Below are 23,138 nucleotides of genomic sequence, written 5' to 3'. Positions count from 1 at the left end.
GACGTGCCCACGCGGCGCGTCCGGCGTCATCGGGGACGTACGCGCCCCAGACCATCCGGATAAACGGATTGTCTGGGGCGAGCGTGACGCGGCAGGATGCTCCGCATGACACTGCCCACCCCCGAGTTGCACACCGCCCGCTTGCGACTGCGGCCGTTTACCGACGCCGACGCGGCGTCGCTCTACGTGCTGCACAGCAGCGCCCACGTGTTGCGGTACTGGGACTCCCCGCCGTGGACCGAACCGGCCCGGGCCCAGCGCTTCATCGCGATCTGCCGGACGATCGAGGAGGAAGGCACGGGAGCGCGGGTGGCCGTCGACCGCGTCTCCGACGGCGCGTTCATCGGCTGGTGCGGCCTGACTAGCTGGAACCCGGACTACCGCAGCGCGTCCCTGGGCTACGTCTTCGACGCCGCCGCGTGGGGCCACGGCTACGCCACGGAGACCGCGCACGCCGTCCTGCGGTGGGCGTTCGACACCCTGGACCTGAACCGCGTCCAGGCCGAGACCGACACCCGCAACGTGGCGTCCGCCCGGGTCTTGGAGAAGCTCGGCTTCGTCCGCGAAGGCACCCTCCGCGAGGACTGCGTCGTCAACGGCGACGTCTCCGACTCCTGGGTCTTCGGCCTCCTCCGCCGCGAGTGGCACCCGACGGCCACGCCGACGGCCGGCCGCTAGGACCGAGACCTGCCCGCCTTTCGGTCCGCAACCCCCACCGAAGTCACCGGGGGCCACTCCGTCGAGCTCAACGTGTTCGCTTGCCCCACCGATCCCGACCATCCGCACCGTGGAGCATCCAGTAGCAAGTAGGGCCGACCTGCAGCGGCAACATTCTCATCGGCGTGCCCGGGTGCTGTCGCTTCTCGGTTCTGGCACAGATCTTGGGGAGTCGTCGCAGAGCGTGACCTCGATGCGAGAATCGTTGCGTGAGACGGCGTACGCCTTGTCGTCTGACGCTCTGAATTGACGCTCCCTCAGGTGTCGACGGCCGCTGCTGTGGTTGCTCGTGGACGGTGATGGTGCTGGTCATGGAGACCGATGCACCGTTCTGGGACTCGCTGGTGTTCGCCGCCGCCGACGAGGTGGAGGTCGAGTCGGTTTCGGTCACTTTCGGCACGGTCGAGGCGGTGGCAAGAGGCCTCACAGCTGGCTGTGTATGTCCGGACTGCGGCCGCTTCTCCGGGGCGGCGCGGGACGGATGGCCTTGCTGCGCAGGGTCATGTCGCTGCCCGATCCGCAGTTCAGTGCTCCGCGAGTGCTGGGCGTGGACGACTTAGCGATCCGTCGCGGCCAGACGTACTCCCCCGCCTTGACCAGCGTCGAAGACCATCGTGTGGTCTCCCAACCCGTGAAGCCGGGCCGCTGGCCGCCTGGCTGGACCATCACCCGAGCGTGGAGATTATCTGCCGGGACCGGGCGGGTGCCTACGCCGAGGGCGCCCGGCGCGGTGCCCCCAATGCTCTGCAGGTCGCCGACCGCTTTCACTTGTGGCAGGGCCTTGGCCGGGCCGTGGAGACCTGTGTCGCCACCCACCACGACTGTCTGCGTGGGCCCTCGCCCAGCGGCCTCCTGCCGCACGACACCCGACCGGCCGCAGGACGACGCGGAGCCTGTCGGTCGGCGGGTCGAGAGAAAGAAGGCAGCACAACGCCCTGCTCCACGAGAACTCGCCCAGGGCCACTCGTGCCGGGCGATCGCCCGGCACCTGGGCTGAGGCCTCAACACCGTCCTCCGATACGCGAACGCGACACGCTGGCAGGACACCATTCGCGAGAACCGGCCCCGGCCCAGCGGACTCGACCCCTACAAGCCCTACCTCGAACGACGATTCGCTGAGGGATGCACCAGCGTTACCCAGCTCCACGGCGAGCTGGTCGCCGAGCACGCTCCCGTCGCCTACGGCATGGTCCGAGCCGACATCGCCACCTTGCGCGGGGCTCCGTCCGCAGCACCGCAGCGGTCGACATGGCTGAGAGCGCACTGCGCGGCGCGCTGGCCACCCGCTACAAGACCGTGCGTCCCTTCCTTTCGCTGCTGGGCGAGTCGATGGCAGGCCGTGCACGGCTGGCATCGCAGGCTGTCCCGCTCAGAACCCGTTTCTGATCCCCTGTTGACGAATAGCCTGAGTCCTACGCTGGTGCAGTGGTTGAGGGTGCCAGCAGGGCCGGGGAGAGGGTCTGCGAGGGCTGTGGTGAACGGCTGAGGCCGGATGCCAGGCCGCACGCGGTGTTCTGCTCGGCAGCGTGTCGTTCCAGGCAGTGGCGGTTGAGGCGTCGGTTGCGGCGCCGCCTGGCGGCGGTCCGCGGTGAGGACGACCGGAGGTCGCGTCCGGTCTGCGGGGCGGTCTGGACGGCCGGGGTCGACCGGAGCGTGCGGGCGGTCTACTGCTCGAAGCGGTGCAAGGTGGCCGCCTGGCGGCTGCGCAAGGAAACGTTCGGGACTCGGTCACAGTGACCGTGAGGCGAACGCTTTACCGGACCAGGTTCGGTCATGCTCCGGTCAGTTTCTGTCATTTGTTGTGATCTTCACGCTTATGGTCCGACTCTCCGTGAAGAAAGCGGAACCGCTCCATCGCGGCCCGAAGTGCCGTGCCGGGGAACGCAGTTGGATGGTGAGTGCACCATGCCAGAGGAGAACAGCAACGTCGGAGAAGTGACCTTGTCCCGCTACGAGCAGATCGTGGCCGAACTGCGGGCCGTGGTCGAACAGCAGACGCGCGGGCAGTTCACTATCGGGGACGGCGCCCTGGAGATCGAGCCTATGCAGAAGCGCGGCGGTCAGCAGGCCGGGGACCCGGAGTGGTCGGTGAGCGCGACGCTGACGCGGCTGGCGGAGGACATCGGCCTGAAGTTCAACTCGGTCAAGTCCGCCCGATGGGTCGCTTCACGCTGGCCCGCCGATCGACGCAGGCCGGAGGTGTCCTGGACCGTACACCGGGTTCTCGCCTACATCGAGGCGATGAGGAACGGTTCGCCGCGATCCTCACTCCGCCCGAAGGGAAGTCCCGGTGGACCTGTGACGACGCCAGCCGCCGCGTCGGCAATCAGGTCGAGACGCCGGTCACGCCACAGGAGAAGATCAGCGCGATCCACTCGCTTGCCCAGGACGACAAAGTTGCCGCTGCGGTGACCAGCGTTTTCCTCAAGCGGCCGGAGGTGACGGCGGAGGTGACGCCCGTCGACAAGGCCCGGTTGGTGGAGGAGCTCACCCGCGACGAGCAGGTGGCGACCACCACGGCGACGAACCTGCTGCGGCGGCCGGACGTCGCGTTCAAGGCGATGAGCGACGACCACGTCCGTTTCCAGGTCAACCATGCCCAGAACGAACGCTCCCGGCAAGCCCGTGAGCACTTTGAGGACACCAGCCCTGTCGCCCCGGCGGTCCGCAACATCGACCGGACGGTGGAGTTCCTCGACCTGGTCACCGCCTGCCACGCGTTCGTCGCCGCGGCCGGCCGCACGGTTCCGGGCCTGCGGGACCGGACGCTGTCCGAGGACGAAGGCGTCATCGTCCACCAGAACGTTGCGAAGGTGAGGGCGACGCTGGACTGGATCGAGACCGCGGTCGATACCGGCAAGGTCGACATGGACGACGAGCTCGCGGCCATGCTGCGGGGCGAGTAGTTGTGGCCCGAGTCTCCCGGCGCAAGGGCGATGCTGCCAGACGGCATGCCGACACCGTCCGCTTCGTCCTGTTCGAGGCCCGTCCGGCCGGGCTGGAGTTCCGACAACTAGTGCGGGCCAGCGCGCTCTCCGCGCACCAGGTCCGCTCGGGCCTGGGGGCGCTGAAGGACGAGGCCGCGTCCAAGGGCTGGCCGCCGTTGATCTGGAATCGCGCCGACGGCTACCAGCTCGGCGCGGAGCGGGCCGCGCTGGAGGCATACGAACGGCAGGTGGTCGGCGAGAAGCTGACCCAGTTCCGCCGGTTCATCACCGGCACCGTCGCCCCGCACGCGGCCGCACACCCGAACGACAAGTGGGTGCGTCACATCGTCGCCCAGCTCAACTCCATCGAATCCACCCTCGACCTCATCGCCTCAGCCTGACCTATCCCCGGCGGGGGCCGGACGGCTTCGCCGTCCGGCCCCCGCACCATGTCTGGAGGCATCTGTTGTCATGCGCCGCCGCCGCTATCCCACCGACACCACCGACACCGAATGGGCGCTGATCGAACCGCTGTTGCCGGTCCCGGCCTGCGAGACCACGATCTCCCGCCCGGAGAAGCACCCCAGGCGGGAGATCGTGGACGCGATCCGCTATGTCGTGGACACTGGCTGCAAATGGAGGGCCCTGCCAGCGGACTTCCCGCCCTGGCGTACGGTCTGGGGGTTCATGGCCCGCTGGGCAGCGGCTGGCATCGTCGGCCAGGTCCGCGACCACCTCGCCGGGCGGATCCGCCGGGACATGGGCAAAGGACTCCGGGCGGTCGCCACTATCATCGACTCCCAGTCCGTGAAAGCCGCCTCGACCGTCGGCAAGGACAGCCGCGGATACGACGCGGGCAAAAAGATCAACGGCCGCAAACGGCATCTCGTCGTCGATACCCGCGGCCTGCCGCTGTTCGTGATGGTTACCCCCGCCGACCTGCACGACTCCGCCGCAGCGAAGGAAGTCCTCTTTCGCCTCCGTCTGATGCACCCCGAGATCACCATCGTCTGGGCCGACCGAGCCTACGCGGGGAAGCTCGTGATCTGGGCCAAACGCCACCTCAAGCTGACCATCAAGACCGTTAGCCGGCCCAAGGACACCTCCGGGTTCATCGTCCTGCCCCGCCGCTGGGTCGTCGAACGGAGCCTGGCCTGGATGATGAACGCCCGCCGCCACGCCCGCGACTACGAGCGACTCGTCCAACACTCCGAGAACTTGATCACCTGGGCAGCCATCACCCTCATGACCAGGCGACTCACTAGAAAGGACCCTCACACCAACTGGTCCGAGAAGGTCACAGACAACAGATGAGCTCCGAGCACCGACCTCGGCTAACCACGTCGCCGAACGACTACCGAAATGATGGTCTCTGCATCGCCTATCAGCCTGGCACGGAGTTCGACGTCATAGCGCGCATCGCCGTATTCCAGGGCATCACCTGCTACGCCCCGATGATCGCGACCTGGCATCAGCCGTGGGACCGCTTAGTTCCGCTCTACCGAGAGTCGCAGACACCATGTGCCGGTTGTTGAACTTCCAGGCGACCAGGTCCGCGTAGGTATGCACGCTGGATCCCAGGTCCAGGTTCCGGCGGGCAGAGACCCACTCGATAAGGGCCCAGGGATCCGCGGGCAACCCAGTGAAGTGGACCAAGTTCGAGTACCAGATGTCGCGGTTGAATCCAGCTTCGAACCAGCCATCGTCCGCCAGCTCTTCCGCCAGGTACTCGGCGAGCCGCTCGACGGTGGGGTCTGACGGAGAGGCGCACAGCATGACACTCGCAGGAGTGAGAGTCAGCCCTGTCAGCTCCAGCCGGATGCTGCCCACCCGGGCAGACGCCTGCCGAAGCGCTGTCTGATAGCGCATGACCCGCTCATCATCCTTGGGAACGAAAGACCGGTAGTTCTCCAATGTGCGGATGGTGAAATGCGAGGAGACCGCGGCCCCTGTCGGCCAATGCGACTCTCCCGCTACGGCCATGGCCTCTGCAGTAACGCGTTCCATGCGTCGCGCAACTGATGGGTCCGGCCGCAGAACCACGGTGATCCCCCAACGTCCGCCACCGTCCAGGGGTGGCTCCTGACAGGGGACTTCCCCGGACAGGAACGCATCCCGCCCTCGTTCGAACAGCTCCGAAAACCGCGCACTTCCCATGCGCCTAATCCTGCCCTGCTGTCAGTCCAGATCTGGGCCCAGTTCAGAAACAGGCTCTCATCTTGTTCTTTATCTACCAGGGCCTGCCAGGCTTGCCGATGGCCTTGAGGGTCTCGGGGCGTTTGACGGTTTTGCCGACGTCGTAGCGGGGTGCGCGGTGTTTGTTCTTCGCGCCGGGTGGCCGTCCGGGGCCGGCGCCGGTGGGTTTGGGAACACGGGTCGGGCAGGCCAGGTGAGCGCGGATGTTCCTGAACCCCCGGCGGACCCGGGCCGGAGTGAGCCGGTCGGGAGCGGTGGGTTTCTCCCAGGGCCGGCGAAGGTCTTCGGCGAGCGGCCGGGCGAGTCGCAGTTGGGTGTGAGCGACGATCAGGATCCAGGTCCAGCGGTCCGCCGCCTCGGGACTACGGAGTTTCGGGGTAGTCCAACCGAGGGTCTGCTTCGCGAAGCGGAAGGTGTGTTCCAGGTCGAAGCGGCGGAGAAAAGCCCGCCAGAAACGGTCCACATCGCTCGGACTGGCGCCGGTTTTCGAGGACCACAACCACACCGGTGGGGCGTCCCGTTCCTTCGATAGGTGCTCGACCTTCAGCCGGATCAACGTGCCCTCGACCAGGGGAAGGTCACCCTCATGGTCAAGCCACGAGGAACGGTGGGTGAGGCGGGGGTGGACTCGGTCCCATGCCTGGGTTTCGGCCTTGCCGTAATTGCTGGTTTCCGTGACCGTGGTGATCGCGGGCGCGGGCCAGGTCTCCGGCTTGGCAAAGCGGAATTCCGGGCCGTGCTTGGGCGGCCGGCCGTTGACGCCGTGCATCCTGGGCGGTTTCGGCAGACGCATGACGCGGTCGGAGCGGACCCGGCCAACCAGCTCGACCGGCAGGTCACGCAGGACCCAGGCGAGGCGGGTGACGTCGTAGCCGGCATCGCTGACGACCACGATGTCCGGGTCCCCGGTCTGCCACTGACCCGCGGCGATGAGCCGCTCGACGACACCCCGGAGCTGGGCCGCGGTGATTGCCGTCGCGTCGTCCGTCGGCCCGAGCCGGACCGCGTCCAGGATCGCGGTCCAGGACGTGGCCCCCGGTTCCAGCACGGCAACGAAGGAGTAGGGCCAGCCCGGAATGAACTGCGACGCCGTCTTCGCGCGACCGTAGACGTGGCAGAACAGTCGCTCTGCCGAGCACGGCGCGTCCGAGCGAAGCCACGGCGACACATCGACGGCCAGGACCAGGCGCCCGCCATCGAAACGCGGAAGCGTCAGTCCAGCCAGCGCCGTCCGCAGCCGCTCGACGTCGATCCGGCCGTGGTTCAAGCCGCCGTACATCGCTCCGTGCCCACGACGATGCTCGGGCAACAGCGTCAAATCCACCGGGGACTTCACCGCGCCGTCCGCACACAGAACGCGTCCATCAACTCGAACAATTCGTCGCGCCTGGCGGTCAGGCATGCGTAGAACTCGCCCCGGAAGCGTGATGCCTCCGCGAACGCTTCCCTCCGGACAGCATCAGGCAGCAGACTCACCCTCACGGCCTTCGTCGTGGTCACGTGCACCTTGGTCGGAGCACAGGATCAGACGAAGGCCGCCCCCACGTTCGGCGAATACCCGGGTGAGCGAATCCGTTCGAGATGCCATTCGAGACCGTGGCACCATGTACCGCATGACGACGAACCGAAAGGTCCATGCCGCGTAGGCGGCCCGGACGGATCCGTGCCGGCGTCGCCGGCAGCCATCGGACAACGGGTGCACGGCCGGTCATCGATGGCCTGTCTTCGCGTGCGCTGTCCGAGATCATCGAACTCGAGCGCACCCGAAACTATCTGCAGCCGGGCGACGTCAGCACGGCTGTCGGCCTGTGGAAGGACTACGTCCACCAGCCCGAGCGTGCTCTGTGGCACGACTACGAGTGGGGCAACGTGCACTGGTACTGCTGCGGTGACCCTCTCGAAGCCCGGGCTCTCCTCGACATCGTGATGCAGGCCGTATCGCCACGAAGCGCCCGCGAACTTCGAAAGATCGTCAGCCGGTCAGACTCCGTCTGGAACCTTCCGTCCCCGCCCTACGACGCGGACGGAAGATAAAGAACAAGCTCATAGCCGGACGATGACGAGGGCGGTGTCGTCGGTGGCGCCTCCGGCGGGCAGGAGTTCGAGCAGGAGGGCGTCGGCGAGGTTTTCGGGTCCGGCCGCGCGATGATGGACAAGTGCGCCGGCGAGGCGTGCGAGGCCGGTGTCGATGTCTTCGCGACGGCGTTCGATCAGGCCGTCGGTGTAGAGGACGAGGGTGTCGCCTTCGGTGAACATGGTGGTGGCCTGGGGGCGGGCGACGTGGTCGGGGCGGGCACCGAGCGGGGGGTCGGTGGCTTGGTCGAGGAAGTCGATGGTGCCGTCTGCGCGGAGGAGGGCGGGCGGGGGGTGGCCGGCGCTGCTGTAGGTGAGGGTGTGGGCGTCCCAGTCGATGTAGGTCTTGACGGCGGTGGTGTTCTCGGCTCCGTCGACGGAGCGGGCGTACAGGCCGAGGACTTCGAGGGCCTGGGCGGGGCCGTCGGCGACGCGGGAGGCGGCGGACAGGGCGCTGCGGAGCAGGCCCATGACGCCGGCGGCGTGCAGGCCGTGGCCAACGACGTCGCCGACGGCGACGGCGATGCGGTCGCCGGGCAGGTCGACGAGGTCGTACCAGTCGCCGCAGACGTTGAGGGAGCCGACCGCGGGCCGGTAGCGCACGGCGGCGCGGTGGTGGCCTACCGGCCCGGGTGCGGGGAGCATCGCTTCCTGGAGGGCGAGGGCGACCTCGCGGTCGCGGGCGTGGGCCTCACGCAGGCGTTCGTTGACGTCCTGCAGTTCCCGGGCGCGGGTGTAGAGCTCGGCTTCCAGGACGCGGGTGCGGCCGCCCTCGGGGCCGCCACGGGCCTTGATCAGCTCGGTGACCTCCTCGACGCGGTGGACCAGCAGCACCACCTGGCCGTCGGGGCCGAGGACGGGGGCGTTGACCGGACTCCAGTACCGCTCGTCCCACTCGCCGGGCCGCTGGGTGGATTCCACGTCGTAGCGTTGCATGGCCATGGTGTCCCGCTCACCTGTGGCCAGGACCCGTCTGAGGGAGGCCTCCAGGTGCCTGGAGCCGGTCGCGGCGGGATCGCCGGGGTTGTCCGGGAACACGTCAAACAGGTGCCGGCCCACCAGCTCCTCCCGGGTGCGGCCGGACAGGCCCTGGAAGTCCTCATTGGCGTCCGCGTACCGCAGGTCCGGGGTCAGCAGGGCCACCATGCCGGGCAGTGCCCGGAACACCGCCGCGTAGTCGATGCCTGCCTCCGCCATCACTGCCTGCCCGAATATCGATAGCTTCCGCCTGTTTCTATGATAGATCCAGGCGTGCGGCCCGGCCCGTGCATCGTCCTGGCGGGCCGCGCTCTGACGAATCATGAGCGGTCGCTTCTGGAGCCACATCTGCCCGCTGCCAGGCGGTCGGGGTGGTCGGTGGTGCGACCACCGGATGGTGATCAACGGGATCCTGTTCCGCGTCCGCACGGACGTCCCATGGCGTGATCGGAGCCGATGCTCGCTGCCGCGGTGGACAGCCCAGTCCTGCCCGCCCAGCACGCTGCGGAGCCGAAGTGGGACGGCTACCAGGCGCTCTTGGCCCGGTATGCGGACGGGCGGGTCGTGTCCGTTCCCGGCGGGGTACGGACACGACCCTGGCGTTTCCGGAGGTCACCGCAGCGGCCGCCGCACTCCCCATGGACGTGGGACTCGACGGGGTTATGTGACATGCGGGGGTGTCTCAGCCCCAAGGTGTCTCAGGCGGCGCAGCTCCCATGGACGAGACGTGACGGGTGTCGCGGCCACGTGCCGCAGCGCCGCTCAGAGGTGGCCGTCCAAGAACTTCCGTATCTCGGTGATGGTCATAGGCCCCGTGCCGTGCGCCACCGCCTCTCCCTCCTTCAGCAGGACGTAGGACGGGGCTCCGGTGATCCCGTATCGCTCGGTTGCGGCCGGACAACGCGTGATGTCGGCGCGGACGGCCGTCAGGCGGCCCGTGTAGTCGTCGGCGATGCCATCGACGACGAGGTCCATCACCCGGCAGGGCTCGATTGCCTTGGGCCATGTCCCGGTGAAGTATGCGAGGACCGGGACTCCGCTCATCCCGAGGATGAAATTGAACTCCGCATCCTCACGGGGTCGGTGAACCCGCTTCGCCATGGAATCTCCTGACCTCAAGTTCCGTCATTCCATCCCCATCATCCCTTGCGCGGGGTGGGCCAGGCCGCCCCGCCGGTCACCCAGCTGCAGCCCGCCGCTCGCCCGTGTGTGAGCTCGGGCCAGGACAGCGCTCTCCACGACGACGTGAAAGCCCTTTCCGTGGCACAGCGGCCCAGATACTCGATGAGCGCGTCGACGAGCGGGCCGGTGCGCATCGTCCACCGGATCCGGTCGAACCGTTTCCGCCACCGCGCTTCTCAGAGACAACGCCCCAGACGGGCTTCCCAAGGCACTGTCTTGCTCTTTACATCAACCCCTGGTCTCAGCTGGCTCATACCGCTCGTTCCCGGGCCGCATGAGCCAGCTGATGACACCGAGAACCGGACGCGATTCCTGGACTTCTCGCGGACGCGGTCGTGGACGGTCGAAGTACGCGTCAGCTGACCCGAAGACCGACCGCCAGCGTCAGTTCAAGGACCCGGTGTGGCGATGCGAGATCCGGAAACACCTCCCGCAGCTGCGACATCCGGTACCGGACGGTCTGGGGATGGACGAACAACGCCGCCGCCACCTCGTCCCGCCTGCCCTGGTGCAGCAGCCACGCCCGCAACGTCTCCTCCAGCCGCCGTGCGGTCGCGACAGGCAAGGTCCGCAACGGCGCGAGGACTCGGGCGCGCAGGTCTGCGAACGCGTCCATGTCGGCGCTCAGCACCAGCTCGGGCAAATGGTCCTCGGTGTCGCGAATATCAGAGGAGAGGGAGCGCGCGCGTATGGCTCGTGCGTACGAGGCGGACGCACGAGTCCATGGCCGGGCCGGGCCAGCCACGGCCGTGCGGTCGGTTAGCTGCCGCAAGAGATGTGATCGGTTGGCATCGGGGACGAGCAGCACACCGGTGGCGTCCGGCAGATCGTCGAGGACGAGGGTGCTCGGGTCGAGCGCACGGTAGGCAGGCCGGGCCTGGGCGGCGGGCAGCAGGACCGCGGTCAGCGAAACCGGAGGCTGCCACCCGGCCCGTTGAGCAGAGGCCAGCAGCACGTCCGGGCTGGCGTCGGCGAGAAGGTCGCGGGCCAGGTGCTCCAGGTGGCGCTCGTGGGCCCTGCCTCGGGCGGCCAGTTCGTCGGCGTGGCCCGCGGCGCTCGCGGCGGAGAGCTCGTCAATGTAGGCGAAGGTCAGCTCGGCGAACTTGGCGACGTCGGCGGCGGGCAGACCTGCGGGTACGGCACCCGCTGCCAGGCATCGCCAAGCCACGCGGGCGCCGACGCGGTAGGCGCTGAGTAGGGCGTCCATCGAACGGCCGTCACGCACCTCGCCGCGGCCCAGCTCGTAGGCTGCGTCACCGGCGTCGCCGCCTGTGGCGTTCCCGCTCGCGAGGTCCAGGTAGTGCCCCAGGGCGGTGCGGACGGCTCGGCGGATGGTGCCGCCCATGCGGCCCGAAAGGGCGTTGGCGTAGGGAGGGACCTCGTCGATGATCGCTTGGACGACCTCGTCGGCGGTGGTCTTCAGCGCGGCCCGAAGGGCGGTGACCGTCGTTTCATTGAGGGCCAGTTCGCTGGCCCTCCGGATTGCATGGTTCACGTTTTGTTCCCTGCGAACAATTCAGCCGACCAGATTTACATCCTGCGGTCAGGACTTTACGCCTTGAGGCGCAGCAAGCTGGAGTCATGACGAGTGCAGCCCTCCGCAGCAGGGCGTGGAATTTGCTGGAGATGGTCACGACGCCGCTGCTGCCGTCGGACTACCTCGACCTGGTCAGCCCGCTGCGTGCGAGCGCTGACCTCCGTGGGCGCATCGAGGCCGTGCACCCCGAGACGGGTGACGCCGCGACTATCGTGATCAGGCCGGGACGGGGCTGGCGCGGCCACACAGCCGGTCAGTACGTACGGATCGGGGTCGACGTCGACGGGGTGCGCCTGTGGCGTGCATACTCCATCACGTCGCCGACAAACCGTCAGGACGGCCGCGTCACGATCACTGTGAAGGCGATCCCGGACGGCAAGGTCAGCAACCACCTGGTCCGCAGGGCGAAACCGGGCACGATAGTCCAGCTCGACCAGCCGACCGGTGACTTCGTGCTGCCGCAGGCCAAGCCCGCCAAGGTGCTCTACCTCACGGCCGGCAGCGGCATCACGCCCGTGATGGGCATGCTGCGCGACATCGAGTTGGACGACGTCGTCATGGTCCACTGCGCGCCACAGCCGCGGGACGTGATCTTCCGCAACGAACTGCACGACCTGGCCGCCCACAAGAAGCTGCGGCTCACCGAAGTGCACACCGCCACAGACGGCATGCTCGATATCGGCCGTCTCGACGAACTCGTGCCCGACTGGGCCGAGCGTGAGACCTGGGCTTGTGGGCCCGCGGGCCTGCTCGACGCCGCCGCAGAGCACTGGGCCGAGCACGGCGTACCAAAGCGCCTGCACACCGAACGCTTCCGCCCAAGCATCGTCGTCGCCGGAGACGGCGGCGAGGTCACGTTCAGCGCCACCGGCAAGACCGTCGACGCGGACGGCGCCACGCCGTTGCTGGACGTCGGCGAGGAGGCCGGCGTTCTCATGCCCTCAGGGTGCCGCATGGGCATCTGCTTCGGCTGCATCACGCCGCTCAAGGCGGGCGCCGTCCGCGACCTGCGCACCGGAGAGATCACCGAGGCCGAGCCGGGCGTCCTCATCCAGACCTGCGTGTCCGCCGCGGCGGGCCCCTGCGACATCGAACGGTAGGAGCATCTTGACCGCCATCGACCCCACCACCCACCTGACTGCGGAGCAGATCGAGGAGCTTGGCCGTGAGCTGGACGCGATCCGCGACGAGGTGATCGCCGGCCGCGGCGAGAAGGACGCCGCCTACATCCGTAAGGTCATCTCGGCGCAGCGCAAGCTCGAGCTGGTCAGCAGGGGCGTGCTGCTGTTCTCGATCTTCCCGCCCGCGTGGCTGCTCGGCACCGCCGGTCTGTCCGTGGCGAAGATCATGGACAACATGGAGATCGGCCACAACGTCCTGCACGGCCAGTGGGACTGGATGCGAGACCCGAAGATTCACTCCACCACCTGGGAGTGGGATCACGTCTCTCCGTCCGAGCAGTGGAAGCACTCGCACAACGAGCTGCACCACACCTACACCAACGTGATCGGCAAGGACAACGACCTCGGCTACGGCATCATGCGCGTCGACGAAGACCAGAAATGGCACCCGTTCCACCTCGGCCAGCCGCTGTGGAACTTCATCAACGCCTGCTTCTTCGAGTACGGCATCGCAGCGTACGACCTGGAGCTCGGCAAGAACCTGCACAAGCGCCGCCGCAAGAACCCGGAGTTCCGCGCGCGGGCCAAGGCCGTGGGCCGCAAGATCCGCAAGCAGGTGCTCAAGGACTACGTGATCCACCCGCTGCTGTCGGGCCCGTCGTTCCTCACCACGCTCGCCGCCACGTTCACCGCGAACCTGATCCGCAACATCTGGTCCCACTCGGTGATCATGTGCGGGCACTTCCCCGAGGGCGTGCAGGTCTTCGAGCGCCGGTCGATCAAGGGCGAGACGCGCGGCCAGTGGTACCTGCGCCAGATGATGGGCTCGGCGAACATCAGCGGCAGCAGGGCCATGCACTTCATGACCGGCAATCTGTCGCACCAGATCGAGCACCACCTGTTCCCGGACCTGCCGAGCAACCGGTACGCCGAGGTCGCGGTGAAGGTGCGCGCGCTGTTCGAAAAGTACGAGCTGGAGTACGTCACCGGGCCGCTGCCCAAGCAGGTGGTCTCCGCGTGGCACAAGGTCTTCCGGCTCTCGCTGCCGAACAAGAAGCCCAAGGTCAAGACGTCGGACCGCGAGCAGGAGCTCGTCGCGGCCTGATTCCCGGTACTGGTTCAGATCTTTCGGCCGTACCGGCGGCCCGCCGGGTTCGGTGGGATCCGTTACGGACGGTGGGCGGCCGCGACATCAGACCGTACGAAACGGGATTTGGGCAGCCCGGTGTCCGGCTGCGCTCAGGAGCTCAGCACACAGCCCCCGGCGATGTGTTGTATTGCGCTGACCTGCCGTGGTCGGGCCGGTAGTCGGGTGCGCACGCGCACTCGGTCTGCCGACGGGCAGGCGGGCTGGGTGGAAGGCTTGGGCTGTGACGTGGACACTGCCGGAACCGATGCTGGAACCGATGCTCGCCGCCCCCGTCCGACCCTGCGCCGGCTGCCCCGGTGTGGGCGGGTGAGCCGAAGCTATGGACAGAGCAGGAAGCTGTCCGTTGTCCACGAGTTCCGCGTCACCCCTTGCAACTTCCTGCGCCCGGCAGGCGGCCGAGGGAAACGAAGCGGCCACCTGCCGGGCCTACTCGTGCGGGCCGGGCGCCGTTCAATATCAGGCTCGCCGTCCTGACGCTGGAACGGCGAGCCGCCGGTGGCGAGGGGTGCCCCACCACCCGGAACCGGGTCAGCCGGAGATGCTCGCCCGGCCGTTCTCGATGTGCCCCATCAGCCGGCGCCGGAAGGCGTCGTCCCCGTCGACGGTGACGTCCAGGTCGTACCAGCCGTGCGCATCGGCCGCCGAGTGCACCACGGTGCGGCTGCGCCCCGGCTTGACCTTGACGGTCCTGGTCCAGTCACGCAGGTCCGCCTCGTCGACGTACCCCCGCGGCCGCACGGTGAAGGTGAGCGTAGTCCGCCCCGTGTTGCGCAGCGTGAGATGCAGATCGCGCTCCCGGGCGTCGACCCGCGACGCGACCTCGGCCGGGGAACCGTCCTTCGTGGACCCGGCGAACTCGCGGCGGAAGCCGTTCGGCCCTGTCACCGTGAACCGGTACGCCGCACCGGTGACGGGCACCGTCCACTTTGCCGTGCCCTTCACGTCCCGGTGCTGCGGTACGGGGAACTCGCCCGCGTACGGATACAGCGCGAAGTGCGCCGACGAGCGCCCCGTGTTGCTGAGGGCCACCCGCACCGCGCCATCCACCACCTTCGCCTGCGCGTCCGGCTGGTACGGCAGTGCACGGGCCGGACGCGCGCCCGGCTCCTGCACGGGCATGTGCTGCACGAGCGGCGGCCTCGGCGACCAGCGGCCGCTGAACGGCGGAATGGCGCCCGGCTGCTCCGCCTCGGGTCGGCGACGTCCTCGCGAGAAGTCGAAGGCGGAGGTCAGGTCGCCGGTGACGGTGCGCCGCCAGTCGCCTATGTTCGGTTCTTCCACCCCGGTCCAGCGCTCCAGGAAGCGGATCACGGAGGTGTGGTCGAAGACCTCGGAGCAGACGTAGCCGCCGATGGTCCATGGCGACACGACGAGCATCGGCACCCGCATGCCGAGACCGGTGGGCTTGCCCTCCCACTGCTCCTCGGTCACCTCGGGCGAGGCGACAGGCGGCGGCACGTGGTCGAAGAAGCCGTCGTTCTCGTCGTAGTTGATGATGACGGCGGTGTGCCGCCACACGTCGGGGTGCTTGCCCAGCGCGTCCAGGACCTTGTAGACGATCGTCGCGCTGTGGATCGGCGAGGAGACGCTCGGGTGCTCCGAGTCGACAGCGGAGGGCACCAGATAGGAGACCTCCGGCAGCGTGCCCGCCGCCACGTCCTTGGCGAACTCGTCGGCCAGCGTGCCGGTCTCCACCCGGCGCAACGCCCGCTCGAAGAGGCGGCGTTCGGCCTTGTCCAGGGTGGCGACGCCCTCCTCCAGCAGACCGAACAGCCGCTCCCGCTCCACTGCGTCCGCGTCCCGCACGGCGGAGTAGAACGACTCCATGTACGTGTGTCCGCCGGTCTTCGACAGCGCCTTGCGGGCGATGGCCTTGAAAGTGGCGAAGAACTCGATCTGGTTGTCGGTGAAGTTCTCCCACTCGGTGTACGTGCGCCAGCTGCGCCCGGCCTTCTCCAGCCGCTCCGCGTAGGTGCCCCAGTCGTATCCGGGGTGGGTGCCCTCGTCGTACGCGTCGTTGCCGACGGCCCGCTTGCCGTTCGGCTCGTTGCCCGTCTTCCCGCTCCACAGGTGGTTGCGGTTGGGGCTGGTCGAGGAGTGGATGGAGGAGTGGTAGGCGTCGCAGACAGTGAAGGTGTCGGCCAGTTCGTAGTGCAGCGGGATGTCTCGGCGGTCGTAGTACGCCATGGTGGCGGCCGTCTTCGCGGTCACCCAGCCGTTCATCCACCCGCCGGCCCACGCCTTGCCGCCGCCACTCCAGGAGTGGTCGAGCGCACCGATGTACTGGAGGTCCTTCTTCTGCGTCTCGGCGGCGCCGCGCACCGGGAACGGCAGCACGGAGGTGCCCAGCGGTGCGGGCTGCTCGAAGACCGGCTTGCCCGAGGGCAGCTCGACGGCGTTGCGGTCACCGAAGCCGCGTACACCCCGGAGCGTCCCGAAGTAGTGGTCGAAGGAACGGTTCTCCTGCATCAGGATCACCACGTGCTTGATGGCTCCGAGCCCGCCACGGCCTCCGGACTCCGCCGAGTGTGCCGGCTGCGCGGCAATTGCGGCCTGCAGCGAAGGCGGCAGCAGCGACCCCGCCGCCGCAGCGCCGAGCGCACCACCGCCGAGCGCGAAGAGCCGTCGCCGTGAAATGTCCGTGGTCAAGTTGAGCCTCCCGAGTCCAGTCGTACAGCCGGGAAGCTAATCAAGCCGGGTGACGCGGGGAAGGACTTCGTACGGCTTCGCGGTGAACCTCCAACAGGTCGTACGGGAAAGTCCAACCGCCCAGCACGCACTCCCAGCAGACCCGCACCGCCCCGTCCGCCCCGTCCGCATCGCTCGCATCGCTCGCCCCGTCCGCATCGCTCGCCCCGTCCGCCGACGAGCTGGCCAAGCTGGCCAGCCTGCGAAACCAGGGGATCCCGACCCCTACCGAGTTCGATCAGCAGAAAGCGCGCCTGCTCGGCCTGTAACTCCCCTGGGGCTTTGTTCACGAGTTGAGGTTCTGGCTCAAGTTCCATGGTCCGTCACCGCGGGTGACCGGTGAAAGAGCGTTTTGTTCCGCCAGGGCTGTTCGATAGCTCGGGCGGCGAGGCGGCTTCAGGTGGTCGTGCGTGTGTGACGATCGGGTCATGTGGGCCCGTAGGGGTCTGCGGCTACGTGCGGGATCGTCCGTGGAGGCAAGGGGGGCCGGAAATGGGCAGTGTGGGAACAGGGCGGATACTGATCAGCAATGGTGGTGAGGCAGCGCTGAAGCTGACCGTGGAGCCCTGGGCGGAGACGCATCAGGTGCTCCCGTTGCAGACGTGGATCGTCGTCACGCACTCGACTGCATCGGATGGTTCATGGTCTGGGACTCTGCGTAGGGACGAACCATTTCCAGGTGGACCATCGGCCCGAATCGGTCACCGTGTGGGTCAACGGCAACTGCTTTCACCTCAGTGACACAGAGGGGAACACGATCGACTCGGCTGACTGGCATTGCCCCGCTCAGGATTCTGCCTCCTGACTCAGGAGTCGCGCCAGTTCGGCGTGGATCGCGGGTGAGCCGTCGGCTCATGAGGTCGACCATGGCCACTTTGATCATGGCTTCGGAGCGATGGGGTGGGTTCGTAGTCGCGCCTCCTAGAGGACGTCCATGCCCCGGAGTCTCTCGGTTGACGGACCGGCAGACCCGGGACCCGGGGCGTCACTCGTCACAATCGGTAGCTGACAGCAGCCCGGCCCTCGATGAGGTAGGCATCCGCATCTGCCGAGGAACATGGCCCCATCAATCACAGACGCCAACGCTGCGAACGCCGGGCCTCCCACAGACAGGCGCCTGCGGACGAGGCTGCGTTATCGTGAGCCGATCTTCGGACTCGCACGCATGGGGGCGCAGCAGTGATGACCGACGTGACGCCCGAACTGGCCGAGGCGATCCAGCGTGGCTACGACCGGCGCGACCGGGCGAACATGGTGCCGACGATCGCCTACTTCCAGGCGCTGCTTGCCGAACACCCTGACCACCCAGTCCTCGTATACGAGGTGGGTGGCGCCTACGACACGGCGGGCCAGGAGAAAACCGCCCGTGGCTACTACGAGCGGGCGCTCGCTCTTGGCCTCGACGGTGACGTGCTGCGCCGGTGCCTGTGCCAGTACGCCAGCACCCTGAGGTGGCTGGGCGAGCTGGGCGAGTCGCTGGCGGTGCTCGACCGCGCCCGCAGGGAGTTCCCCGACTCGGACTCCGTACGCGTCTTCCGCGCGCTGACCCTCAACGACGCCCGGCAGGCGGACGAGGCGGTGGCCGAGTTGCTGACCGTCGTCACCGGGCACGCCGAGGTCACCGACCTCGGGCGGTGGGCAGTCGGGCTGCGTGGCCTCGCCCAGTGGCTCGCCGACGGCCGGCCCGAATAGGAAGCAGTTTCCCCGCACCAGGCCGGCGCAGAAGGGCCTTGGCCGGTGGGCGTGTCCGCGACCGGCATGGACACGGCAGTGCTCCACAAACGCGTCCTCTCACAGCAGCAGCAAACAGGTGACCCGGGAGCCAGGACTGTCAGACCCCTGCGGCATGCTCACCAGCATGAACGAAGACGCCTTCTGGCAGCTCATCGAGGACTGCAGGCCCACGGAACCTGACCCGGACGCCGACCTCCTTGCAGACACCCTCACCGAGCGGCTTGCCCAGTCTCCGTTGTCGCTGGCCATCGGCTTTGCCGAACAACTGTCATGGGCGCTCTACCGGCTGGACCGCAAGGAGCACGGACACGACCTGGGCGGAGACGCCTTTCTCTACACTCGTGCCGCGGTCGTTGCTGCCGGCCGCACCGAATTCGACAGCGTCCTCGAAGACCCTGCGGCCTTCACTCCGTACGCCACCGACCTCATCTGGGCCGAGAGCCTGCTCTACACACCGGACCGGGCATACAAACGCATCACCGGGGAGGAGTGGGACCGCGACACGCGATACTCCTACGAGTCGTACTCGAACACTGAGGGCTGGGCCGACTGAACAGCACGGCCTGCCGATGCTGTTAAGCGCCGTTCGCCCTCACGGAACATGTGCCAGAACTCGCCCAGAACCTACGCAACCAGCCGCCGGAGACTTGGTCCCGGGTACGCAGCAAGTACATGGAGTCGCTGATGTCCTCGTAGACGTCCAGGTCCAGGTTCGGGTCTGCCCGGATCAGCCCTTTGCCGAAGAGCGCGAGGAGGTGCCCGGCTCCGGCATCGGCGAAGCAGCCGGTGGCGCCTTCGGTGTCGAAACCGGAGACCTGGTTGTCGATGGAAAGCCGGAGGCCGTCGTCGGGCCTGAGCGCCATCTCCCAGGTCGCGGCGGGAACCTCTCTGACGAGCAGGCGGACAGCCATGGTGTGGGTGCGCGTGACCTCGCCCCTCTCCCACTCTCAGCAGCAGGTGTGTCCGGCCTCCGCCTCCTCCAGTACATACTCCCCCGGGCCGGACGGGGACCGTGATGTGCGGGCCGTCTCTGTGGTCGATGTCCGGGCCGGAGACCGCTAGCGGCCCGCTGGGTACGTGCAGGGTGACGACGCCTGGAGGTCCGCATGGAAGCCGCGCGTACGCGATGTCGAGGCCACGTTCGCCGGGCCGAAGCATTACTGCCCGGCAGTGATGGCTCCTTGCTCCGGATCCATTGCCTCGCCCGCCGCCGGGCCTCCGCGTAGCCCAAGTGCCACCATCAAGGTCACGGTCAGCGAGGCCATCGCCGTCACCACTATCCCGGTGGCCGGTGACGTCAGTTCGGCCACCGACCCGGCCACTGCCGCACCAACCCCCTGCATGGTGAGCATCCCGGAGCTGTGAAGGCCCAGCGCCTGCCCGCTCAGTGCGTCAGGCGTCAGCGCGATCAGGCGTTCCTGCAGGAGTAGCCCCGCGCTCGCCCGTCGACTCCTCGGCAAAGGGTTAACGAAGAGCCGGGTGCGAACGTGCGGTCACGGCCACTCGTTGATGGCCGCGACCAGCACGGTTGCCTCGTGGCGGACCGCCAGCTTGTCGTACCTCGTGGCCACGGCCCGGTGGCGCTTGAGGCGATTGATGCCGCACTCGACCGCGGGCCGGTCCCGATAGTCAATCTTGTCGAACTTCGGCGGACGGCCACCGCGCGAGCCCCGCTTCCTCCGGTGGAGGGCCTGGTCGGTCTTGTCCGGGATGGTGCAGCGGAGGCTGCGCTTACGCAGGTAGGTGCGGTTCTTACGGGAGGCGTACGCCTTGTCAGCGCGTACTCGATCGGGACGGACGCGCGGCCGGCCCGGCCCGATGCGGGGCACGCGGACCCTCTCCAGCACGGGTTCGAACTGCGGAGATTCCCCCCGTTGCCCGGCCGTCACCACGATCGACATGGGCTCTGCCCCTGCTCGACTGCCAGATGGAGCTTGGTGGTGAATCCGCCGCGCGAGCGTCCCAGGCCGTGATCAGCGGGTTCGGTGAAGATGCCGCCCAGCTGTTCCTTCTGCAGGTCACCCTGGTTTCGTGCCCCAGCCGCATGCTGATGGGCGCGGCACACCGTGGAATCGACGCTCAGGTCCCGCACGATCGCACCCCGCGCATCGGCCAGGGCCTGGAGCTGTGTGAGGACCCGGTGCCAGGTGCCGTCCCGCTGCCATCGGCGGAACAGATCGTAGATCCGGCCCCACGGCCCGTACTCGCCGGGCACGTCCCGCCACGGAACTCCTGTCCGGATCCGGAACCGTATCCCGTCGATCAGTTGCCGCCGGGGCCAAGTGGGCTGTCGCCCCGCCCTCGTCCCCTTCGGCAACAACGGCTCCAACATCGGCCACTGTTCGTCCGTGAGATCTCCCCGCGCCATGAACCGTGATCATCCATCGCCCAAGATCGACTTTCGGTACACGGCCTCGCTGCCCTCTCCGCCCGGGCCGTCGCAGTAAGCGGCCGCCGCGCAGCCAGCAAAACGCGCGCCCTGACCGCCGAACGTGCAGCGAACCCGGCCGTCACGGCGCGAACTCACCGACCAGCTCTGCGCTCGCACAGGCCTGCAGAGACGTCACGACCTGCTCGGCTCCCCAGGTGACAGGGTCGCCGAAGACGCACTCGCCGCCGTGCTTGGGCGGTCGGCCACCTCTCGGGTCGTAGATCCGAGGCGGCGTCGGCCGTCGCATCACGCGGTCGGAACGGAGACGGCCGACGACCTGCACCGGCAGACCGTCCAGCAGTCCGAATGCAGGCGCTGGGGCTTGAAGTAGCGGCCGCGGTGGGGGTCGTGTGAGGCTGTCGTGGGTGTTCGCTGCGGAGAGGCCGACGAGGAGAGGCAGCCCGTTCGTGTCCGACAAGATGTGCATCTTCGAACCCGACTTGCCCCGGTCCTCGGGGCTCGGACCTGTGAGTTCGCCCCCTTTTCTAGCCCTCACGTGGGCGGAGTCGAGCACGGCGCGGGACAGGTCGAGCAGGCCGGCGTCGTCCAGGCGGTGCAGGATCTCCTCGTGCAGTCGGCCCCCAGACGCCGGCTCTTGACCAGATCAGGAACCTGCGGTGGGCCGTCGACTTGGATATCCCGAAGCGCGGCGGCAGGGCCCGCCAGGCGCATCCGCTGACCGGGACGTAGATGATCGCGGCGAACAGCGACTCATCAGGCGTGTCCTGCGTCCCGCCGCCCTGCGGCCGCACCTTCGACGGCGGGATCAGCGGCTCCGCGATCTCCCACAGCCCGTCCGGAACAATCCAACTTCACGGACCCCGCCCCATGACGAGCCGTCCGAGCCAGCCCCACATAAGACACGGTCCTATTAGTACCTTCGCCCCATGGTGAAGCGGGCGGCCCGGGGCGGGCCGGCCTTGCCCACCGCCAGGACGAGCATCGCCGCGACGGTGACCGGTTCCACGCGCCGCCCAGCGCCAGAACGGTGGGGGTGGAAGTCGGCGGCCGGTGCCACCGTGGGCTGCACGGCGGCCAGCCGACGGCCTGCCGGTCGGCCAAAGCGACCTGCGCGAGGTCGACAAAGCGCGAAGTCGGCAGGGGAAACTCACACTGGCCGGTTCCTGATTCTTTTCCTCACGGCTCCGGTCTACTCACCACCGGCCGGACAGCCCGCCCCGGGGCGCGCCCATCGCCAGGAGCGCGGTGTCATCGTCGAGCCCCTCGCCGAACGAGTCCAGAAGTGCGGTGAGAGCCTCGACGGCACCGGGAGCCGAGGTGGGTGCCAGGCCCCGTGCGAAGTCCAGGAGCGCTTCGTCGCCGTAGCGTTCACCTGCATTCGGGGTACGCGCCTCAGTCAGACCGTCGGTGTAGAGCAGCAGAGTGTCACCGGGACTCAGATCCACGGTGGCTGTGCTGAACTGCGCGTCCGGTACGACCCCGACCAACTGACCGCCCGGCGTGGGCACATAGTCGGCGCCGTCCTCGGCACGCAGCAGCACGGCAGGTGGGTGGCCGCCACTGGCGAGGACGACATGGAATCCCATGTCCTCCTCCTTGGGTGTGAGCAGGCCGAAGATCACGGTGCAAAAGCGCGGTTCGTCTTCCTGGAACTCGTGGTTGAGCGCGGTGTTGAGGTTGGCCAGGACTGTGGCCGGTGCTGGATCAAAGACCGCTGCGGCTCTCAGTGTGTACCGCACCAACGAGGTCACCACGGCCGCGCCCGCACCCTTGCCGCGCACGTCCCCCATGAAGAACCCCCAGCGTCCGGCGGCCAGCGGGAACAGGTCGTAGAAATCCCCGCCCACCTCGTCGGAGGACGCGAAGTGATAGTGCGCGGCCACGTCCAGGCCCGGAACCGGCTCGAGAGTCGGTGGGATCAGGGTGCGCTGCAGGGTCGTGGCAAGGCGCTGCAGGCGTTCGCGTTCGAGCTCGGCCTCCCGCCGGGCTCGCAGTAGTTCCCGCTCATAGGCACGTCTGTCCCGGGCGTCCAGGAGAGTGGTGCGGATCAGCAATGGCTCGCCGCCGCTGTCCTGCTTGACAGTGGAGGTGACCAGGACGGGCAGCCGGCTGCCGTCCGCAGCCTTGAGCTCCAGGGCGATGCCGCTGACCTCCCCCTGCATGTGCAGCAGCGGCGAGAAGTGCGTCTCGTGGTACAGCCTGCCGCCGATGGTCAGCAGGTCGGAGAACTGTTTGTGGCCGACCAGTTCCTCGCGGCGGTAGCCGAGCCAGTTCAACAGGGTTCGGTTGACCTTGGCAATCCGGCCGTCCAGCAAGGTGGAGAGGTAGCCGCACGGCGCGTTCTCGTACAGGTCCTCCGCGCTGTCCTCCAGCAGGGCAGCGAACGACAGCTGTTCCTGGTCATGGTCCCCCGCCGCCCACAACCCGTTGGTCTCATCGCCGC

General features: G+C 68.1%; 19 protein-coding genes and 6 pseudogenes. 12 read left to right on the top strand and 13 right to left on the bottom strand.

Annotated elements, in window-relative coordinates:
- Positions 1-105 precede the first annotated feature (105 nt).
- The 6 genes and pseudogenes from ACIOEW_RS38160 (at position 106) to ACIOEW_RS38135 (ending at position 4,958) form a co-directional block, all read left to right on the top strand.
- Positions 106-678 (top strand): GNAT family protein, encoded by a 573-nt coding sequence (locus ACIOEW_RS38160; protein WP_362547497.1) that lies wholly within the window; start codon positions 106-108, stop codon positions 676-678.
- Between the two features lie 360 nt (positions 679-1,038).
- Complete coding sequence (locus ACIOEW_RS38155; protein WP_401969883.1) at positions 1,039-1,836, top strand: transposase; 798 nt, start codon at positions 1,039-1,041, stop codon at positions 1,834-1,836.
- A gap of 129 nt (positions 1,837-1,965) precedes the next feature.
- Positions 1,966-2,103, top strand: coding sequence for a hypothetical protein (locus ACIOEW_RS38150; protein ID WP_401969881.1), 138 nt, complete (start codon positions 1,966-1,968; stop codon positions 2,101-2,103).
- 519 nt (positions 2,104-2,622) lie between these two features.
- A pseudogene (locus ACIOEW_RS38145) lies at positions 2,623-3,623 on the top strand (DUF6192 family protein).
- Between the two features lie 2 nt (positions 3,624-3,625).
- The gene (locus tag ACIOEW_RS38140) at positions 3,626-4,045 is read left to right on the top strand and encodes a RacP protein (RefSeq protein WP_401969880.1); all 420 of its coding nucleotides are present in this window, start codon (positions 3,626-3,628) and stop codon (positions 4,043-4,045) included.
- A gap of 70 nt (positions 4,046-4,115) precedes the next feature.
- Positions 4,116-4,958 (top strand): IS5 family transposase, encoded by an 843-nt coding sequence (locus tag ACIOEW_RS38135; RefSeq protein WP_401969879.1) that lies wholly within the window; start codon positions 4,116-4,118, stop codon positions 4,956-4,958.
- 123 nt (positions 4,959-5,081) lie between these two features.
- Here ACIOEW_RS38135 and ACIOEW_RS38130 read toward each other — a convergent pair whose 3' ends face one another.
- Both ACIOEW_RS38130 and ACIOEW_RS38125 read right to left on the bottom strand, forming a co-directional pair.
- On the bottom strand, positions 5,082-5,558 hold the full coding sequence (locus ACIOEW_RS38130) for a hypothetical protein (protein WP_401969877.1): 477 nt from the start codon (positions 5,556-5,558) through the stop codon (positions 5,082-5,084).
- 316 nt (positions 5,559-5,874) lie between these two features.
- Positions 5,875-7,316, bottom strand: a pseudogene (locus ACIOEW_RS38125) (NF041680 family putative transposase).
- Positions 7,317-7,475: 159 nt separating this feature from the next.
- On the opposite strand from ACIOEW_RS38125, the gene ACIOEW_RS38120 reads away from it, so the two are divergent.
- The gene (locus ACIOEW_RS38120; protein ID WP_401969875.1) at positions 7,476-7,874 is read left to right on the top strand and encodes a hypothetical protein; all 399 of its coding nucleotides are present in this window, start codon (positions 7,476-7,478) and stop codon (positions 7,872-7,874) included.
- 9 nt (positions 7,875-7,883) lie between these two features.
- On the opposite strand, the gene ACIOEW_RS38115 is transcribed toward ACIOEW_RS38120, so the two are convergent.
- Positions 7,884-9,110, bottom strand: a complete 1,227-nt coding sequence (locus ACIOEW_RS38115) for a PP2C family protein-serine/threonine phosphatase (protein WP_401969873.1) — start codon at positions 9,108-9,110, stop codon at positions 7,884-7,886.
- A 39-nt stretch (positions 9,111-9,149) separates the two neighbouring features.
- Between ACIOEW_RS38115 and ACIOEW_RS38110 the strand changes: the two are divergent.
- Positions 9,150-9,339, top strand: a pseudogene (locus tag ACIOEW_RS38110) (transposase); the annotation flags it as partial.
- A 314-nt stretch (positions 9,340-9,653) separates the two neighbouring features.
- Here ACIOEW_RS38110 and ACIOEW_RS38105 read toward each other — a convergent pair.
- Together ACIOEW_RS38105 and ACIOEW_RS38100 are read right to left on the bottom strand one after the other, a co-directional pair.
- Positions 9,654-9,992 carry a thioredoxin family protein gene (locus ACIOEW_RS38105; protein ID WP_401969871.1) on the bottom strand — a complete coding sequence of 113 codons (339 nt, stop codon included), beginning with the start codon at positions 9,990-9,992 and terminating at the stop codon, positions 9,654-9,656.
- 436 nt (positions 9,993-10,428) lie between these two features.
- On the bottom strand, positions 10,429-11,568 hold the full coding sequence (locus ACIOEW_RS38100) for a PucR family transcriptional regulator (RefSeq protein ID WP_401969870.1): 1,140 nt from the start codon (positions 11,566-11,568) through the stop codon (positions 10,429-10,431).
- Between the two features lie 86 nt (positions 11,569-11,654).
- Here ACIOEW_RS38100 and ACIOEW_RS38095 point away from each other — a divergent pair, with 86 nt between their 5' ends.
- Both ACIOEW_RS38095 and ACIOEW_RS38090 read left to right on the top strand, forming a co-directional pair.
- Positions 11,655-12,710: a ferredoxin reductase gene (locus ACIOEW_RS38095; protein ID WP_401969868.1), complete on the top strand. Its 1,056-nt coding sequence runs from the start codon at positions 11,655-11,657 to the stop codon at positions 12,708-12,710.
- Between the two features lie 7 nt (positions 12,711-12,717).
- On the top strand, positions 12,718-13,836 hold the full coding sequence (locus ACIOEW_RS38090; protein ID WP_362547467.1) for an acyl-CoA desaturase: 1,119 nt from the start codon (positions 12,718-12,720) through the stop codon (positions 13,834-13,836).
- A gap of 573 nt (positions 13,837-14,409) precedes the next feature.
- Here the strand turns inward: ACIOEW_RS38090 and ACIOEW_RS38085 are convergent.
- The gene (locus ACIOEW_RS38085) at positions 14,410-16,530 is read right to left on the bottom strand and encodes a phosphocholine-specific phospholipase C (RefSeq protein WP_401969866.1); all 2,121 of its coding nucleotides are present in this window, start codon (positions 16,528-16,530) and stop codon (positions 14,410-14,412) included.
- 845 nt (positions 16,531-17,375) lie between these two features.
- Positions 17,376-17,473 (bottom strand): annotated as a pseudogene (locus ACIOEW_RS38080) (IS5/IS1182 family transposase); the annotation flags it as partial.
- Positions 17,474-17,751: 278 nt separating this feature from the next.
- Between ACIOEW_RS38080 and ACIOEW_RS38075 the strand changes: the two are divergent.
- Both ACIOEW_RS38075 and ACIOEW_RS38070 read left to right on the top strand, forming a co-directional pair.
- The gene (locus ACIOEW_RS38075; RefSeq protein ID WP_362547461.1) at positions 17,752-18,261 is read left to right on the top strand and encodes a tetratricopeptide repeat protein; all 510 of its coding nucleotides are present in this window, start codon (positions 17,752-17,754) and stop codon (positions 18,259-18,261) included.
- Between the two features lie 166 nt (positions 18,262-18,427).
- On the top strand, positions 18,428-18,856 hold the full coding sequence (locus tag ACIOEW_RS38070; protein WP_362547458.1) for a DUF4240 domain-containing protein: 429 nt from the start codon (positions 18,428-18,430) through the stop codon (positions 18,854-18,856).
- Between the two features lie 22 nt (positions 18,857-18,878).
- On the opposite strand, the gene ACIOEW_RS38065 is transcribed toward ACIOEW_RS38070, so the two are convergent.
- The 6 genes and pseudogenes from ACIOEW_RS38065 to ACIOEW_RS38040 form a co-directional block, all read right to left on the bottom strand.
- Entirely contained in the window at positions 18,879-19,214 is a 336-nt protein-coding gene (locus tag ACIOEW_RS38065; RefSeq protein ID WP_362547455.1) for a DUF4241 domain-containing protein, read from the bottom strand.
- A 582-nt stretch (positions 19,215-19,796) separates the two neighbouring features.
- Positions 19,797-20,671 (bottom strand): IS5 family transposase gene (locus ACIOEW_RS38060; RefSeq protein ID WP_401969863.1). Its coding sequence is split into 2 segments (ribosomal slippage): positions 19,797-20,218 and positions 20,218-20,671, totalling 876 coding nucleotides; the frame shifts between segments, so codons are not numbered across the junction.
- Positions 20,672-20,861: 190 nt separating this feature from the next.
- Positions 20,862-21,050: pseudogene (locus ACIOEW_RS38055) on the bottom strand (transposase); the annotation flags it as partial.
- Positions 21,035-21,540: pseudogene (locus ACIOEW_RS38050) on the bottom strand (IS5 family transposase); the annotation flags it as partial. The pseudogenes ACIOEW_RS38050 and ACIOEW_RS38055, both read right to left, overlap by 16 nt.
- Positions 21,541-21,605: 65 nt before the next feature.
- On the bottom strand, positions 21,606-21,764 hold the full coding sequence (locus ACIOEW_RS38045) for a hypothetical protein (protein ID WP_401969861.1): 159 nt from the start codon (positions 21,762-21,764) through the stop codon (positions 21,606-21,608).
- 124 nt (positions 21,765-21,888) lie between these two features.
- The gene (locus ACIOEW_RS38040) at positions 21,889-23,118 is read right to left on the bottom strand and encodes a PP2C family protein-serine/threonine phosphatase (protein ID WP_401969915.1); all 1,230 of its coding nucleotides are present in this window, start codon (positions 23,116-23,118) and stop codon (positions 21,889-21,891) included.
- Between the last annotated feature and the right edge of the window lie 20 nt (positions 23,119-23,138).

The sequence above is a fragment of the Streptomyces sp. NPDC087901 genome (genome assembly GCF_044742205.1).
GTDB lineage: Bacteria > Actinomycetota > Actinomycetes > Streptomycetales > Streptomycetaceae > Streptomyces.
The sequence above is the reverse complement of the archived record's forward strand: the minus strand, read 5'-3'. Positions and strand labels throughout refer to the sequence as shown.

What these genes read in the sequence shown, in the direction of transcription:
- ACIOEW_RS38105 (WP_401969871.1), bottom strand. Translation starts at nt 9,992, where the DNA reads ATGGCGAAGCGGGTTCACCGACCCCGTGAGGATGCGGAGTTCAATTTC.
- ACIOEW_RS38120 (WP_401969875.1), top strand. Translation starts at nt 7,476, where the DNA reads ATGCCGCGTAGGCGGCCCGGACGGATCCGTGCCGGCGTCGCCGGCAGC.
- ACIOEW_RS38070 (WP_362547458.1), top strand. Translation starts at nt 18,428, where the DNA reads ATGAACGAAGACGCCTTCTGGCAGCTCATCGAGGACTGCAGGCCCACG.
- ACIOEW_RS38135 (WP_401969879.1), top strand. Translation starts at nt 4,116, where the DNA reads ATGCGCCGCCGCCGCTATCCCACCGACACCACCGACACCGAATGGGCG.
- ACIOEW_RS38150 (WP_401969881.1), top strand. Translation starts at nt 1,966, where the DNA reads ATGGCTGAGAGCGCACTGCGCGGCGCGCTGGCCACCCGCTACAAGACC.
- ACIOEW_RS38075 (WP_362547461.1), top strand. Translation starts at nt 17,752, where the DNA reads ATGACCGACGTGACGCCCGAACTGGCCGAGGCGATCCAGCGTGGCTAC.
- ACIOEW_RS38115 (WP_401969873.1), bottom strand. Translation starts at nt 9,110, where the DNA reads ATGGCGGAGGCAGGCATCGACTACGCGGCGGTGTTCCGGGCACTGCCC.
- ACIOEW_RS38095 (WP_401969868.1), top strand. Translation starts at nt 11,655, where the DNA reads ATGACGAGTGCAGCCCTCCGCAGCAGGGCGTGGAATTTGCTGGAGATG.
- ACIOEW_RS38155 (WP_401969883.1), top strand. Translation starts at nt 1,039, where the DNA reads ATGCACCGTTCTGGGACTCGCTGGTGTTCGCCGCCGCCGACGAGGTGG.
- ACIOEW_RS38160 (WP_362547497.1), top strand. Translation starts at nt 106, where the DNA reads ATGACACTGCCCACCCCCGAGTTGCACACCGCCCGCTTGCGACTGCGG.
- ACIOEW_RS38065 (WP_362547455.1), bottom strand. Translation starts at nt 19,214, where the DNA reads ATGGCTGTCCGCCTGCTCGTCAGAGAGGTTCCCGCCGCGACCTGGGAG.